12 protein-coding genes are annotated in these 15,990 nt (G+C 41.5%); 6 read left to right on the plus strand and 6 right to left on the minus strand.

Annotation, left to right across the window (positions count from 1 at the left end):
* Positions 1 to 169: 169 nt before the first annotated feature.
* A complete protein-coding gene (locus J4E76_RS11225; RefSeq protein ID WP_208504211.1) occupies positions 170 to 1,327 on the plus strand; it encodes a 1-deoxy-D-xylulose-5-phosphate reductoisomerase in 1,158 nt (385 codons plus the stop codon).
* Positions 1,327 to 2,661 carry an RIP metalloprotease RseP gene (gene rseP / locus J4E76_RS11230; RefSeq protein ID WP_208504213.1) on the plus strand — a complete coding sequence of 445 codons (1,335 nt, stop codon included), beginning with the start codon at positions 1,327 to 1,329 and terminating at the stop codon, positions 2,659 to 2,661. Before J4E76_RS11225 ends, rseP begins: the two co-directional genes overlap by 1 nt.
* A gap of 6 nt (positions 2,662 to 2,667) precedes the next feature.
* On the opposite strand, the gene J4E76_RS11235 is transcribed toward rseP, so the two are convergent.
* Both J4E76_RS11235 and J4E76_RS11240 read right to left on the minus strand, forming a co-directional pair.
* A complete protein-coding gene (locus J4E76_RS11235; RefSeq protein WP_208504215.1) occupies positions 2,668 to 3,882 on the minus strand; it encodes a 6-bladed beta-propeller in 1,215 nt (404 codons plus the stop codon).
* A 143-nt stretch (positions 3,883 to 4,025) separates the two neighbouring features.
* Complete coding sequence (locus J4E76_RS11240) at positions 4,026 to 6,014, minus strand: OmpA family protein (protein ID WP_208504217.1); 1,989 nt, start codon at positions 6,012 to 6,014, stop codon at positions 4,026 to 4,028.
* Positions 6,015 to 6,173: 159 nt separating this feature from the next.
* Between J4E76_RS11240 and lon the strand changes: the two genes are divergently transcribed.
* Genes lon through hslU form a run of 3 tightly spaced genes read left to right on the plus strand, consistent with a single transcriptional unit; the run spans position 6,174 to position 11,092 of the window.
* A complete protein-coding gene (lon, locus tag J4E76_RS11245) occupies positions 6,174 to 8,639 on the plus strand; it encodes an endopeptidase La (protein ID WP_208504219.1) in 2,466 nt (821 codons plus the stop codon).
* Positions 8,640 to 8,673: 34 nt separating this feature from the next.
* The gene (gene porQ, locus J4E76_RS11250; protein WP_208504221.1) at positions 8,674 to 9,699 is read left to right on the plus strand and encodes a type IX secretion system protein PorQ; all 1,026 of its coding nucleotides are present in this window, start codon (positions 8,674 to 8,676) and stop codon (positions 9,697 to 9,699) included.
* 1 nt (position 9,700) lies between these two features.
* On the plus strand, positions 9,701 to 11,092 hold the full coding sequence (gene hslU / locus J4E76_RS11255) for an ATP-dependent protease ATPase subunit HslU (protein ID WP_208504223.1): 1,392 nt from the start codon (positions 9,701 to 9,703) through the stop codon (positions 11,090 to 11,092).
* On the opposite strand, the gene J4E76_RS11260 is transcribed toward hslU, so the two are convergent.
* A complete protein-coding gene (locus tag J4E76_RS11260) occupies positions 11,082 to 11,576 on the minus strand; it encodes a histidine phosphatase family protein (protein ID WP_208504225.1) in 495 nt (164 codons plus the stop codon). The two genes, hslU and J4E76_RS11260, sit on opposite strands and share 11 nt — an antisense overlap.
* 80 nt (positions 11,577 to 11,656) lie before the next feature.
* Between J4E76_RS11260 and J4E76_RS11265 the strand changes: the two genes are divergently transcribed.
* Positions 11,657 to 11,848: a cold-shock protein gene (locus J4E76_RS11265; protein WP_208504227.1), complete on the plus strand. Its 192-nt coding sequence runs from the start codon at positions 11,657 to 11,659 to the stop codon at positions 11,846 to 11,848.
* Between the two features lie 67 nt (positions 11,849 to 11,915).
* Here the strand turns inward: J4E76_RS11265 and J4E76_RS11270 are convergent, their stop codons facing one another.
* The 3 genes from J4E76_RS11270 to J4E76_RS11280 all read right to left on the minus strand — a co-directional run bounded on the left by J4E76_RS11270 (position 11,916) and on the right by J4E76_RS11280 (position 15,917).
* Entirely contained in the window at positions 11,916 to 12,869 is a 954-nt protein-coding gene (locus J4E76_RS11270) for an aldo/keto reductase (RefSeq protein WP_208504229.1), read from the minus strand.
* Positions 12,870 to 12,930: 61 nt separating this feature from the next.
* Entirely contained in the window at positions 12,931 to 15,588 is a 2,658-nt protein-coding gene (locus J4E76_RS11275) for an ABC transporter permease (protein ID WP_208504230.1), read from the minus strand.
* Complete coding sequence (locus tag J4E76_RS11280; RefSeq protein WP_208504232.1) at positions 15,588 to 15,917, minus strand: PadR family transcriptional regulator; 330 nt, start codon at positions 15,915 to 15,917, stop codon at positions 15,588 to 15,590. Before J4E76_RS11280 ends, J4E76_RS11275 begins: the two co-directional genes overlap by 1 nt.
* Between the last annotated feature and the right edge of the window lie 73 nt (positions 15,918 to 15,990).

The raw sequence follows: 15,990 nt of genomic DNA on the forward strand, positions 1-15,990 counted from the left end.
AGTGTAAATGCGAAACCATGTTAAAAGGCGGTTTGAAGAATAAGGGTATTCGGAAACACTGATCTTCCGAAGCGTTTGGTGACCTTTTAAAAAGGCCTAAATTTGCACCGCTGTCAGCAGATTCAGGTTCAATGAATTAGGCTGAATTAGATTCAATAAATAAATCCATTTGTCAGCAAAAAAGCATATTGCCATTCTTGGCTCAACAGGTTCTATTGGTACCCAGGCACTTGATGTGATCAGGGCTAACACAGATAAATTCGAGGTTGAGGTGTTGACCGCTATGAATAATAGCGAGTTGTTGATTAAGCAGGCTATTGAGTTTAAGCCTAATACTGTGGTGATCACTAATGAGAGCCTTTATGATGAGGTTTTTAATGAATTGGATGGTCATGATATCAAAGTATACGCTGGTGCAAATGCTCTGAACTCTGTTGTCCAAATGGAGGACATCGATATTGTTCTTACAGCGCTAGTAGGCTATGCGGGATTGAAACCAACAATTTCGGCTATAGAAAGTGGCAAATCCATTGCGCTGGCCAACAAAGAAACCTTGGTTGTAGCCGGGGAGTTGATCACAACTCTAGCCCAGCAAAAGGCAGTTAATATTTACCCAGTAGATTCAGAGCACTCGGCCATATTCCAGTGCTTAGTCGGTGAGTTTCACAACCCGATCGAGAAGATTATTCTTACTGCCTCTGGCGGACCGTTTAGATGTCGTGATCGTGAGTCGCTGATTGGAGTAAAGAAAGAACAGGCGCTCAAACACCCGAACTGGGATATGGGGGCAAAGATTACAATTGATTCAGCCAGCCTGATGAATAAGGGGCTTGAGGTAATTGAAGCCAAATGGCTTTTTAACCTTCGAATGGATCAAATAGAGGTGATTGTTCACCCTCAATCCATCATTCACTCGATGGTGCAGTTCGAAGATGGAAGTATCAAGGCTCAAATGGGATTACCGGATATGAAGCTTCCAATTCAATTTGCATTGAGCTATCCTGACAGAATGAAATCTGACTTTCCGAGATTTAACTTTATCGATTATCCTGAGCTTACTTTTGAGCAACCAGATGTCGAAACTTTCAGAAATCTCAGTTTAGCTTTTGAGTCAATGAAACAAGGCGGTAACATGCCTTGTATATTAAATGCGGCTAACGAAGTTGCGGTAGCCAAGTTTTTAAAAGATGAAATAGGCTTTTTGGAAATGTCTGACCTAATTGAGCATTGTTTGGCAAAGACATCTTTTATTAAGAAGCCAACGTATGAGGACTATGTCATGTCCGACACAGAAACTAGAGAATTAGCAAACGCATATAAAATTTAATGGAAACCATTGTTCAAATAGCCCAGCTACTGCTGGCGCTTTCAATTTTAGTAGGGATACATGAGGCAGGTCATATGCTGACAGCCAAAATGTTTGGAATGAAGGTCGAGAAATTCTTCATTGGTTTTCCTCCCACCATATTTTCATTCAAGAAAGGAGAAACGGAGTATGGTCTTGGAGCCATTCCCTTGGGTGGATTCGTAAAAATCTCCGGTATGATCGATGAGTCGATGGACAAGGAGCAAATGGCTAAACCAGCACAGCCTTGGGAGTTTCGTTCTAAACCGGCCTGGCAAAGACTGATCGTAATGCTTGGTGGCATTTTCGTCAATGTAGTGGCAGGTGTAATTGCCATGATCATTCTGACTTATAACACAGGTGACGAGTATGTGCCTAGTGAAGTGGTAATGAAGAGCGGTATCCAAGCTTTCGACTATGGTGAAGAGTTTGGTTTTAAAACAGGTGACATCATTCTTAATGTTAATGGGGAATCTTACGAGCGTTTTAGCGAGGTGACCAATCCATCTGTTTTTCTTGAATCTGACGCCTACTATACTGTTTTAAGAGATGGACAACAAATAAGAATAGATGTGCCGAGTGATGCGCTCGACATTATGTCTAAAGACAAAGGTTTTAGAAGCAATTATCTTAATCCAAGACTTCCATTTTTGGTAGCCTATCCGAAGGATAAGGAATATCAAGCCAATTCGAATGCCAAGAATGCTGGGATTCAAATGGGAGATAAAATCACTTATATAGAGGATACTAAAATCGACTACTGGGATCAGATGCGAGGTACTTTAGCCAATTACGCAGGTGAGTCAGTGACTATAAAAGTAGAACGAGAGGGTAGCCCTCTTGAGTTCAATGTAGCTGTTAATCCAGATACTACAATTGGTATTATGGTTGGCTCTACATTGGAAACTGCAGTGAAGGATTACACTTTTGGAGAGTCAATCACAAAGGGTACTTCAGAGGCATTTGGTATGGTCATTCTCAATGCCCGAGCTATGGGTAAAATGTTTACTGGTGGACTTTCTGCCAGAAGTTTGAGTGGCCCAATCGGCATAGTTGAAATGTTCCCTAAAACTTGGGATTGGAATGCTTTCTGGTTTACCACAGGTTTTATCTCAATGATTCTTGCCTTTATGAACTTGTTGCCAATACCTGCATTAGATGGAGGACATGTGATGTTCTTGCTTTTCGAAATGATTTCTGGAAAGGCACCTTCAGATAAATTCTTGGAAGGCGCTCAGAAAGTAGGTATGATCATTCTATTGGCCTTAATGGTCTTTGTCTTTGGTAATGACATTCTGAAGCTATTCGGGATATGATCGAATTTAATTTCTATCAAGACTAACAGGCGCTTTTAATTTGGCAACAATTAGTACTGGGTGACCGTCACCATTTCGATCCGGCCCTAAAACATGATCAATAGCCTTCTGTCTTCGATCTAGCTTTGCGGAATCGAGTATGATGTTATTCTTATCTAAATACTTGAGATTGTCTCCTGTCATTTCATCTATGGTCAGAATGTTGTTTTCTGCTATAAACGCAACTAGAGAGTCATCACCTTTTGGAAATGAATTCAGAATTAGTGGATGCCCTCCGTCTAAATCATTTATCACCTTTTCCACAATAGAGACTTCAGATTCCTTTTTAACTAGGATGTATGATTTTCCATTTTTGCTGAAGACATACGAAAGGAAACCATTTGAGCTAAATGGATAAATCTTGAGTAAAGCCGTATTGTCGGATGCAAGTTTTTGGGTGAACCTAGGATCTTCGAGTAGTCTAAAATTCGTAGGTTCTGAATACATCATTAATAGTCTGCTCGATACGCTGTTATTGTCAAATGTGAAAATGGTGTCGGAATAACATGAAAATAGGTCAACGTTAGGTCCATTTCTAACGAAAGAATAAGGGGTGAGAATTGGACTAAAATTTAGCCCTCCAATTGGATTTACCAAGTTGAGTTTTCTACCGTCTTTTGAGAGATAATAAACCCCCGTCTGTAATTCTTTGCCGAAAGCAAGGTTCTGTTCATCTGGACAATAGAATAAGTATCCTCCGTCATCGGTTGTTGTAAAGTCACGACTTATTAAGGGAGCTTTGATGCTTCTTACGAAAGCTCCTTCATCATCGTAGGATACAATTTTTTTACCTACAATATCGAAGATGTCAATAGTCCCGTCTTGTCTATTGATTTCGGCAAAATCAATACTCGAATACTCTTCAGGGCCTGGCCCTTGAGCAAACAATTGTCCTATGAACCGACCATATCTGTCATAGACGTGCACTTTCTGTCCCTTCTTATCAAGCAGGTAGTACTTATCACCATGCGAATAGATTTTGTCTAAACTGCCTATGAAATTACCCTTCTCAAGAAATATGTATTCAATGCCTTCTACAACTTCAGATAAGCGTATGACTTCCTCAGTTCTATCTAAATCAATCTCTATAGAACGGATTTCTACTTTGGTTTTAATGGAACCTGTGGAACAACCAATAAATAAAGAGGCTAGCACTATAGAAGCAGCAGTCAATTTTTTCAATATTCCAGTATTATATTAATTTATATTTACTAATAATATAATGGGTACAGAAATAACAGGCAATTGATAAAACGTTAATAATTCATTTAATAAATGATGTCCTTAGGAATGTCGAATTATTAGAAGTAGGTGAGTGGCCTAGCTCACTCATTTTCATTATTGAATTGGTTCTTAGGCGGGTCACGATAGATTTCGAATTCGACTCGCCTATTCAACCTTTTGTCCTCTTCAGTTTTCTCTTCCTTGATGATCGGAAGCTCGCTACCATAGCCCATAGCGAAGATGCGTTGTGGATTGATTGACGCTTTGCCCAAAATGTATCTCTTAATAGCGTCAGCGCGTTGCTGCGATAGCTTGAGGTTGGAAAGGGGGTTGCCACTTGAATCCGTATGACCAGATATGTTAAGGTTAAAAGTTGGGTTGTCAATTAGGAAGTCAATGACCTTATTAAGGTCAGGCTCCATTACAGGCAATATCTTTGAACTCGCGTTTTCAAATTCAATGGTGGAAAACTCGATCTTACTGCCAACCTGTTCGACTACTCCCTCATAGTCAGTGTCACCATCTAAGAAGAACAATTTTTCTAACCTGAAGAAATCATCTCCCTGAACAATGAGGAGGTAGTTTCTTTGGTTGATCAAGTCGAATTCGAAGGTGCCATCATCTCTGGCGAACTTTGGGGCGACTTCAACTCCTTCGTCTAAATCAATAATTGAAACAATAGCATTCTTAGGAATTTTACCTGTGACCTCGCTGATTCTGCCATTGAACCTAGTGGTGGCCAGTGGTTGTCCCGCCATGGGTAATGGAAATGAGTAAAGGTCAAGGTTCTTCATGCTCTCTTCCTTGGACCTAGAGTAGAAAATAAAATCAGAACTCTGATCGATACTGAAGTAGAATTCAGTGCCGATTCCATTTACCAATGGGCCAATGTTAATCGGCTCAGACCATTGACCGGATGCCCTATAAGCTTTGTAGATATCGTAGTCACCAAAGTTGAGTAAATGGCCATTACTACTGAAGTAGAGGACATCGAATTCACGGTGATAAAATGGGCTTACCTCGTTGTTTCTTGTGTTTATTGTAGGGCCAAGATTTTGGGCTTCACCCCATCTTCCTCTCTTGTCTTTGACACTGAAGTATAAGTCGGCAAGACCGAACCCACCTCTGCGGTCGGATGAGAAATACAGTGTGTCCTCGGTAGCATTAAGGCTTGGGTGCGAATCCCATTGATCTGAATTAACCTTTTCTCCAAGATTTTCTGGCTGTGTCCAGAGTGTATCTCCTTGGAAATTGGAAACATATAAATCGCAGTTGCCATAGCCGTCTGGCGCCTCACATCGGGAAAAGAATAGAGACTTTCCGCTTTGCGATAAGTATCCAGAACCATCATTGTAGCGCGAGTTGATGTTTGGAATCATTTCCGCAGTGCTCCAACCGGTTCCAGTATTTAGGGTATAGAACAAATCCTCATTGACGTACTTGTTGATGCCCGTGTTTACAGAATTCCTTTTTGAGGTAAAGATTAGAATGGAATCATTGCTTGAAACCATTGGCGCATAATCTTCATTAGTAGAATTGACCCTTGGTCCCATACTAGTCAAAACGCTACGTGGAGGTATTAATGTGTCTACCTTTCTCCTATAATCTACCAAGTCGTAATAGTATTCCAGTGGAACGTAGTAAGACTTCTTGTTCTTGTCTAGTGAATCATACCTTGCCATGATGGCTGGTATGTCGAGTCCTTGTCTATAGTGTTTGAGTACCAAAGCGTACAAGGGTTTGGCTTCTTCGGGTGATCCGTAGATTTCAGTAAGCTTAGCCAGTCGCCAGATATAATAAGTTTGGTGGGCAAAATTCTGTGTGCCGAAGTTGGATACGTACTTTTTGAGCTCAGGATAGAGCTCTCTCCAGTTGCGCTCTTTGTCTAGTTTATCAATCTTCTTTTCTAGCTTTTTGTTGATGTAGACGGGTGTCTTATTAATGTTAGGAAAGCTTAGATCAGAGATGTCAACAGTTACTGAATCAGAAGTCAGGGCTACTTTTTTTGTCCTTTTTTTGAATAGTTGTCCATGTGCTACAAGTGAGTAGCAGAGTAGAAGGAGTGTCAAGACAATGCTTCTTCTTAGCATGGATTAATTGCTGTTGATAGGTGAATTTATGAAAACAAAGTTATCCGTTTTACGGAACTATGAAAAAGGAGTTCATGACAAGAAAACGATTGGCATAGCGCTTGCAATATGGGGTAGACTTAATTTTTCTGACATCGTGTGTCAGATTGACACCCCATTATGAAGATTGATAAGAACACAATAGGATCGATTTTGGCCGCTGAGCTAAGCGAAGAGGAGAGTGGAGAGTTCATTCAGATGATCGCTCCAGATGAAGACGACAGTACTCAGTTAGCAGATCTGCCTGAAGAACTACCCATATTGGCAGTTCGAAATACGGTATTATTCCCAGGTGTTTTGATTCCAATTACCGTTGGAAGACAGAAGTCTATAAAAGTCGTAAAGCAAGCCTATAAGGGCGACAAGACCATCGGGGTGCTCACCCAAGAAAACCCTCAAGTAGACGACCCTACTTCGGATGACCTTTTCAAAGTCGGAACGGTTGCGAAGATTGTAAAGATGCTCGTCCTGCCTGATGGCAATACAACAATAATCGTACAGGGGAAACAGCGCTTTGAGGTGACGGAATTTACAACCACAACTCCCTACCTAAAGGCTAAGGTCAAATACCTTGAAGAGAACTTTCCGAAGCGTCTGTCAAAAGAAGTAAAGGCTATTATTCAGTCAATTCGCGATACTGCAAATCGCATCATGACATTGAACCCTGAAATTCCTAAAGAAGCTCAGGTGGCACTTGAGAACATCGAAAAACCAAGTTTCTTGGTTCATTTCTTGTCATCTAACATCAATGCGGAACTAAAAGAAAAGCAAGAATTGCTTGAAATCAATGACGGTGTTGAGCGCGCAACCAGCCTTCTGCAACACTTGATGAAAGAAGTGCAAATGCTCGAATTGAAGCATGAGATTCAGAACAAGGTTCATTCTGATATCGATCAGCAGCAGCGTGATTATTTCCTTCGTCAACAAATGAAAGTGCTCCAAACCGAACTGGGTGATGGCGGCCCTGAGCAGGAAGTTGAAGCATTAAGAAGAAAAGCAAAAGACAAGAATTGGCCAGAAAAAGTAGCCAAGCATTTCGATAAGGAATTAGACAAAATCCTTCGCATGAATCAAATGGCTGCAGAGTATCCCGTGGCAATGAATTATGCAGAGCTTATGGTCGATTTACCATGGGGCGAATATTCTGAAGACAACTTAGACCTTAAGAGAGCGAAGAAGATATTGGAGGACGATCACTATGGCCTAGAAAAAGTTAAGGATCGGATTTTAGAATACTTGGCGGTACTAAAACTTAAGAATGATCTGAAGGGACCCATCCTCTGTCTTTATGGACCTCCGGGTGTTGGTAAAACCTCTCTGGGGCGTTCGATCGCCAAAGCCCTTGATCGCCAGTATGTCAGAATGTCACTTGGTGGTGTTCATGACGAGGCCGAGATTCGAGGTCACAGGAAAACCTATATCGGGGCGATGCCGGGTAAGGTCATTCAAAATATTAAGAAGTCGAATTCTTCGAATCCTGTTTTTGTGTTAGATGAAATCGATAAAGTGAACTCAAACTTTAGAGGGGACCCATCTTCCGCTTTGTTGGAGGTCTTAGATCCTGAGCAGAACCATGAGTTTACAGATAACTACCTTGAGGTGGGCTATGATCTGTCAAAAGTACTTTTCATAGCTACTGCAAACTCTTTAGATACCATTCAGCCTGCGCTTAGAGATAGAATGGAGATCATTGAAGTTTCAGGCTATACTATTGAAGAAAAGATCGAAATAGCCAAGAGGCACCTAATCCCTAAACAAAAGGCTGAGCATGGCTTAAAACCAAGAGATGTCTCTTTTGACAAGAAAGCTATTCAATTTATAGTGGAGGGATACACGCGTGAATCTGGAGTGAGAAGTCTCGAAAGAGTTGTCGGTTCAGTGATTAGAAGCGTAGCGAAGTCAATCGCACTTGAAGAGGAGTTCCCTAAAAAGATTACAACCGAATTCATCGAAAAAGTATTGGGTGGTCAAAGGTTCGATAAAGAGATTTATAACGACAATAAGTACGCTGGCGTGGTTACAGGTTTGGCTTGGACGGCTGTCGGTGGAGAAATTCTTTTTATTGAGTCGAGCTTAAGTAGAGGTAAAGGCAAGCTTACACTTTCGGGTCAACTGGGAGATGTGATGAAAGAATCGGCAATGGCCGCTATTTCTTACCTCAAGTCTAATTCGGATGTCTATGGCATTAATTATAAGGCTTTTGATAAGTATGATCTGCACATGCACGTTCCTGCTGGGGCAGTACCAAAAGATGGCCCTTCAGCAGGTATAACTATGCTAACCGCTTTGGCTTCGCTTTTTACACAAAGGAAGGTAAAGAATAAACTAGCCATGACTGGTGAGATTACCTTAAAAGGAAATGTGCTGCCGGTGGGTGGCATTAAGGAAAAAATCTTGGCGGCTAGAAGAGCAGGTATCAAGGAAATTATTCTCAGTAAGAGAAACGAAAAAGATATCAACGAAATCGATCAGCAGTACACGAAAGGATTGAGTTTTCATTTTGTAGAGAAGGCCAATGAAGTCTTGGATATTGCGCTGACCAATCAAAAAGTAGATAATCCGATCAAATTTGTAGTTGAGGACTAAAATTCAGCGTATTTTCATTAGATATCCATTTTGAATGAGGAAAACCCGTCTACTGCTGTGTGCACTTCTTTTTTTATGTTGGCAATTTGCCAATGCACAGCTTGGTGGTAGTCGTGCCTTTGAGTATCTGAACTTGCCCAATAATGCAAGAATAGCTGCCTTGGGAGGGTATAATATCACATCTGGTTGGTACGACCCTAGTCAGATAACTTCTAACCCCGCGATCTTGAACGACACCATGCAACATCAACTGGTGATTTCAAGACTGGGTTACTTTGCTGATATCTCTAATACCTCCCTGACTTATGTTACACCGATTAAGAAATATGGCACATGGGCATTTCATCTCGACTATCTCAACTATGGAGATATTCAGAGTTTCGATGAGGCGGGCTTTCTCAATGGTGATTTCAGTGTCAATGAGTATGCTTTTTCGGTTACAAATAGTCAGGAATTCGGTCCGTTTAGAGTCGGGGCTAACTTAAAGATTGCAGTATCTGACCTGGCCTCTTTCCAAGCATCGGCATTACTTCTTGATATCGGAGGAACATTTCTACATCCGGAAAGGGACCTTACAGTGGGCTTTGTAATTAAGAATATTGGTTTTTTGATTTCCGACTATACCGAAGAAAACCAAAGTCAGCTACCAACAGATATTCAATTGGGTATTTCTTATAAACCTGAGTTTATGCCCTTTAGGTTTTCAGTAACTGCAAGGAATTTGGTGCGTTCAGACGTTACTTTTTTCGATCCATCGACTAACGCGTTGTTTGGTCAAAGTGAAGAACCTGGTTTTGGAGAAGAGATATTTAGAAGGTTGGTATTTGGTGCCGAATTAATCGCCTCACCAAATTTTCAATTGAGGTTTGGTTATAACCATTTACTCAGACAAGAACTTAAGCTTGGAAATGCCAGTGGAGGAGCCGGCTTCTCGTTCGGCTTTATGTTCAAAGTAAAAAGATTTGAATTTGCCTACAGTAGGGCATTGTACCATACCGCTGGTGGCAGCAATACACTTCAGATGAATTTGAATCTGAATGGTATTATAAACAAGAATTGAAATGATTGATAAGAGTTATTTGACCCCAAGGCAGATTGTTGCCGAACTTGATAAATACATCATTGGACAAGCTGATGCTAAAAAGAATGTAGCCATTGCATTGAGAAATCGTTGGAGACGAATGCATGTGCAATCAGAAATCCAGAAAGAAATAGTGCCGAACAACATCCTTATGATTGGTGCAACAGGTGTAGGTAAGACTGAGATTGCCAGAAGGCTGGCGAACATAGCCGATGCACCTTTCACCAAAGTGGAAGCTTCAAAGTTTACCGAAGTGGGTTATGTTGGACGAGATGTGGAGAGTATGGTTCGCGACTTAGTTGAGCAGTCTGTGAACCTAGTAAAACATTCTAAAAAGGAAGAAGTAAAGGAGAAGGCAGAACAGGCCGTAGAAGACATCATTCTAGATGCACTGATTCCTCCAGTGCGTTCAGTGAAGCCTAATGCAGGTTTCCAAACTGATGACAAAGAAGCTTCTCAGATGAGCGACAGCGAGTTGAATGAGAAGACACGTGAGCGTTTTAGAGCTAAGATCAGGTCTGGTGAAATTGATGATCGCAAGATTGAGATTTCAATTCAAGCCTCATCAAATGGCTTGGGCATGGTAGGAGGAGGCATGGACGAAATGTCCATGATCAACCTGCAAGACATGATCAGCAACGTAATGCCCAAGAAGCAAAAGAAACGTAAGGTTACTATTGCCGAAGCCAAGAAGCTGCTTATTGAAGAGGAGAGTGCAAAGCTCATCGATATGGATGAGGTAAAAGAAGAAGCCATTACTAAAGCAGAAAATACCGGAATTATCTTTATCGATGAGATTGATAAGATAGCCGCAGGTTCAGGTAAAGGAGGTAGCAGCGGACCTGACGTGAGCCGTCAAGGGGTTCAGAGAGACCTTCTTCCTATTGTTGAAGGAAGTGCTGTAAATACCAAACATGGAGTTATAAAGACAGACCATATCCTCTTTGTTGCGGCCGGAGCATTTCATGTAGCTAAACCGTCAGATTTAATCCCTGAACTGCAGGGTAGATTCCCAATTCGCGTGGAACTCAATAGCCTGACAGAAGATGATTTCTATCGCATATTGAAAGAACCAAAAAACGCATTGACCAAGCAATATGAGGCTTTGATCGATTCAGAGGGGGTATCATTAGACTTTACGGATGAAGCATTACATGAACTGGCCAGATTGGCATTTCAAATCAATGCTGAAGTTGAGAATATTGGGGCGAGGAGACTTCATACAGTGATGAGTAAGCTGTTGAACGATATTTTGTTCGATATCCCAGAGCAGATTCCGCCTAACGCGAAGGTGTCAATTACTAAAGAGATGGTCAATGATCGCTTAAGCGGATTGATTGAAGACAAAGATTTGAGCGAATTTATGCTCTAGACTTAGGGAAGTCGTAGTAAAACTTTTCTCCCTGAGTATTTAAAATCTGTTGCCATGAGCCTATGTTAAACGCTATACCACATGCCGCACAGGTAGGTAGATTATAGAGGTTAAAGTCTGAAAGGTCACCAATCAATGATGTCAGCCCTGGATTATGACCAAAAATCATAAGGTTGTCAACGCTATCATCAACAACTGAAATAACCTCTTTGAGGGTTGAAGTACCAGCATGGTAGAATCGCTCATCATCGAGAAACTTTTCATCGGCAATGCTTAGCGTTTCGGCAAAACCCTTGGCGGTTGTCCAGGCTCTTTCTGCCGGTGATGCAATGATCAAGTCTACTTGATAACCTGTTTCTAGAAATCGTTTTGCCATATCGGGTAAGTCTCTTTTGCCCCTATTGTTGAGGGGGCGATCAAAGTCTGAGAGGTAGGGAGAATCCCAGCTCGATTTGGCGTGACGTACGATAAATAGCCTTTTCATAGCTCTAGTTATGGTAAGTCCCAAACTAATTATTAGTTTTGGGACTTTATTTATTTTATAATCTTTTAATACAAATTACAATGAAAACAGGTACCGTAAAATTCTTCAATGATGAGAAAGGCTTCGGCTTCATCGTTGATGACGAAAATGGAGCTGACGTATTCGTTCACGTTTCAGGTACAATTGACGAAATCACCAAAGGTGATTCAGTGTCTTTCGAGATTGCTGACGGTAAGAAAGGACCTAATGCAGTAGACGTCAGAAAAATATAATTACAAGAGTTATAGATTTTTGATTACCAACCCCGGCTTTAGTCGGGGTTTTTTATTTAGACGACTTCTAGTTGTTCCAGAGACTCTCAGCAGTATAATAACCACCATCTCTTTCCCAGAATTTTCCGTCTAAGAAGCGATAACCTTTGTCTAAGCCATTAACCTGGTTCATTTCATCCTCACTTAATTCAATTTCAGCGGAAGCTAAATTCTGTTTCAACCGAGAAGGATTAACCGATTTCGGAATAACGCAGGTGCCTCTAGCCTCAGCCCACTTGATCAAGATTTGTGCAGGGTGAACGCCATGATTGTTTGCTACTGATTTGAGTACCTCATTTTCAAACATATCTGGCTCATCGCTGCCTTTCATACCGGCAGATCTATCCCTAGACCCTAGGGGGGAATAAGCGGTATAAAGGACTTGATTGTCATTGCAGAATTGAACTAAGTCATTCTGCGCTAGTAAAGGATGTGATTCTACCTGATTCATTTCAGGAATTATCTTGGCCGTTTCTATCAGCTTTTGCAGCTTAGGAATATTGAAGTTGGAGACACCAATATGTTTCACCAAGCCTTTGTCTACTAGTGCTTCCATGGCTTTCCATGTATCAGCTATAGGATAGTCCTCTATAGGTGCGAAACCACTGGCATCTTCTGAAAAAACAACTCCAGGCTGATGGGCGATCGGCCAATGAATTAGGTAGAGGTCAAGATAGTCGAGCTGCAAAGCGTCTAATGACTCTCTAACTGCTTTTTCAACATCTTGTGGTGCATGAAACGAATTCCAAAGCTTGGAGGTGATGAATAAATCCTCACGACTCACGTCCCCATCAGCAAATGCTTCCTGAAAAGCCTGTCCAATTTCATTTTCGTTTTGATAAATCCAAGCACAATCAATATGTCGATAGCCAATCTTAATGGCGTCTCTTACAGCTTGACCTACTTCTCCAGGCTCCGATTTCCACGTTCCAAGCCCTATTGCATCTATTTTATCTCCGTTTCTGAAGGTGAGTCTATTCATTCTTAATTGACTTTTGTGATAACGTCAAGCTACTAAGAATTATGAGTTCATACAATCATGTTTACTCGCTTCGGAGCACTTTTGTCGGATTGACCAAAGCGACTTTGATACCTTGGTAACTGACTGTAATGAAAACCAGTAAAACGGTAATAGATCCTGCAAGTAAGAAGGCCAAAATACCAATGTCAATATGATAGGCAAAGTTGCTGAGCCAAGCTCTCAATGCGAAATAAGCGATAGGGGAGCCTATTACAAAGGCGAGCATGATCAGCAGCAAAAAGTCTTTCGCAAAAACCGTAATGATGCTCGGTAACGAGGCGCCAAGCACCTTGCGTATGCTCATTTCTTTACTTCTCTGATTGACTACATAAGTTGCCAAGCCGAAGAGACCTGTACAAGACATGATAATGGCAATCAACGTGAAGATATCAAAAACAGAAGTTGACGCCTGATCTGCCTCGTATTGTCGTTCAAGATTGTCATCTAAAAAGGAGTATTTGAAAGGCTGCTCGGTAAGCCCTTCCCACTTGGCTTGAACTTGATCAACAGTTGCTGTGATGTCGCCTTGATTCAACCGAAGTACGGTCACACTAGGGGTGAAATTACTGAGCCCATAAAACATAAAAATGGGGCCTATTTCAGAGTGGAGAGAGTAGAAATTATAGTCTTTCACAACGCCAATGATTGTGAACTCGAAAGTAGGTGCATTGGGGTTATTATTACTCAGAAACTTCATACCGATGGGGTCTTCAACACCCATGGCCTTGACCGTGGCTTCGTTTACAATAACCTTTAGGGAGTCATTGTACTGTCGGTCGAAATTTCGACCCATAACAATATCGAATTCCATGGTTTCAATGTACTCCTGATTAGCACTTAAGGTGTTGCCGCGAACTGCCCCGACATCGGAATCATCTACGTAAAAGACGCCACTGCCCATGAATTCACCGGGAATGAAAGTAGAGCCACCAGCTTTCTGCACGGTACTGAGTTGAGAAACCTCATTGTAAAAAGCGTTGTAATTGGTGCCTAAACCTCCCGTTTGATGGATCACCATCAGATTGTCTTTGTTGAAACCTAGGTCTTTGTTAGTCAAATATTTCATTTGCTGACTCACGATTATTGACCCAGAGATCATAAAAATGGAAATGACGAACTGCAAGGTGATAAGTCCGTTCCGGAGCCAGATTCCTTTACTACTGTTTTTATAACTCCCTTTTAACACTTTGGAAGGCTGTAAAGCCGAAATGACAAGGGCGGGGTAAAACCCCGAAACAATCCCAATAATTAAGATAAATGCGATGAGCATTACCAAAGCGATGGGTTGAATGATGGTGCCGAAGTCTAGTGAGGTGCCAAGGATTCGATTGAACTGAGGTATGCCGATAAATACCAAACCAATGGAAATTACCGAGGCGATCAAACAGATGAATATAGACTCTGTAAGAAACTGAGAAATCAATGCCGATCGTTGCGAACCCATCACTTTGCGTATACCTACTTCTTTGGCCCTTTCGGTAGATCGAGCTATGGATAGGTTTACAAAATTGATACTCGAAATAGTCAGGATGATGAGTGCTACGACTGAGATAATATAGACATATACAATATCGCTATTGGGCTCTACCTCGACATCGAGCTGCGACTCCAGATGGATAGACTCAATGGGTTGTAGAAAATAGTTGTATTGATGCCCTTTTTCTTTCCAGTCTGAACCAGAGGTTTGAGCTATACTGGCCCCACCATAAGTGTCTACTAGCGAAGAAAATTCTTTTTCGAAGGACACTGGGTCGACCCCCTCTTTCAGTTTAAGGTAGGTATATACCCATGGGTTAACCCAGCTTTGTATGTCAATAGCATTGTTCAGTTGCGGTACAGATCTAGTGGAGCCCAATAGGTCAAAATGGATATGCGAATTGGCTGGAATGTCCTTAATCACTCCTGTAACCCTTCGCGTGCCATTATTAACGTTCAGGATTTTATCTACTGCATCGGTTGTACCAAAGTACCTCATGGCGGTGGACTCTGTCAGAACCACATCCGTTGGATTGTTCAGGGCATTGTCACCATCGCCAACAATGAACTCATGTGAGAATACTTTGAAGAAGAGTGAGTCACCGAAAAGGAATTTCGTCTCTAAAAAGGTTCGATCGTTATCTGGAAAACCTATCGGAACTTCATTGGTAAAGAATAGCCGATGAAGCCTAGTGACCGCTTCCACTTGTGGGTAGTTCTCCCTTAAAGTAGGTGCCAACATAATGGATGAGGTTCCGAAAGTCTTTACTCTTCCAGGATAGACCCTTTCTAGTGCAGCTCTATATACCCGGTCACTATCTTGAAAGAATTTGTCATATGAAGTCTCATAGTTTACGTAGATGGCGATCAGCATGACACTGGCTATGCCTATAGATAGGCCTAGAATATTGATAGAAGCATATACCTTATTCTTCTTAAGGTTTCTATACGATATTTTGAGGTGATTCCCTGTCATCATGATCCTAGCGTGCTGTTTGGTTCGTTTAAAAAGGTGAGGTCGAAATAACCGGATGACCTCTATCCAATAGATGAGTTTTGCCTTTGTTAAGCCTTTTTGATCAATGTTATCTTCAAATTGCTCTTCAAGATCTCCTGCCAATTCATTCCACCATTGGTCATCAATAAACCGCTCAAGGAGTCTTTGTGCCCTTTTTGGTGGTGAATGACTCGGATTCTTTTCCATTAGAAGGAAGGTTTGTTTGTCGCTAACCTGTTCCACATGGCCTGTCGAGTTTCTTGAATCTGTTGAATGTTGCCATAGCCTTTTGCCGTGAGGCTGTAGAGCCGTTTGCTTCGACCTCCTCGTTTTTCAGAGGCTCCTCCCATAGCAGATTTTAACAATCCCTTGTTTTCAAGGCGATAGAGTATTGTGTGAATCGTGCCGAGTGACCAATTTAGGTTTGCTTGGTCTTTAATTTCCTTTTGAATGCCGTAGGCATAGGCCTCTGGTTCAAGGCTTCCGACACTTAAGAGCACAATCTCTTCCTGGCTGCTAATAGTTTCTTGGGTCATCAACTGATTTGTTTTCTGTATACAAAACAAATAATGTCAATATTCACGAGAATGGCAAAGAGAAGGTTTCGAT

This window comes from Roseivirga sp. E12 (genome assembly GCF_017592825.1).
Taxonomy (GTDB): domain Bacteria; phylum Bacteroidota; class Bacteroidia; order Cytophagales; family Cyclobacteriaceae; genus Roseivirga.

Coding starts and splice junctions, on each gene's coding strand:
- J4E76_RS11260 (WP_208504225.1), bottom strand. CDS start 11,576: ATGAAAAGGCTATTTATCGTACGTCACGCCAAATCGAGCTGGGATTCT.
- lon (WP_208504219.1), top strand. CDS start 6,174: ATGAAGATTGATAAGAACACAATAGGATCGATTTTGGCCGCTGAGCTA.
- hslU (WP_208504223.1), top strand. CDS start 9,701: ATGATTGATAAGAGTTATTTGACCCCAAGGCAGATTGTTGCCGAACTT.
- rseP (WP_208504213.1), top strand. CDS start 1,327: ATGGAAACCATTGTTCAAATAGCCCAGCTACTGCTGGCGCTTTCAATT.
- porQ (WP_208504221.1), top strand. CDS start 8,674: ATGAGGAAAACCCGTCTACTGCTGTGTGCACTTCTTTTTTTATGTTGG.
- J4E76_RS11270 (WP_208504229.1), bottom strand. CDS start 12,869: ATGAATAGACTCACCTTCAGAAACGGAGATAAAATAGATGCAATAGGG.
- J4E76_RS11280 (WP_208504232.1), bottom strand. CDS start 15,917: ATGACCCAAGAAACTATTAGCAGCCAGGAAGAGATTGTGCTCTTAAGT.
- J4E76_RS11240 (WP_208504217.1), bottom strand. CDS start 6,014: ATGCTAAGAAGAAGCATTGTCTTGACACTCCTTCTACTCTGCTACTCA.
- J4E76_RS11275 (WP_208504230.1), bottom strand. CDS start 15,588: ATGGAAAAGAATCCGAGTCATTCACCACCAAAAAGGGCACAAAGACTC.
- J4E76_RS11265 (WP_208504227.1), top strand. CDS start 11,657: ATGAAAACAGGTACCGTAAAATTCTTCAATGATGAGAAAGGCTTCGGC.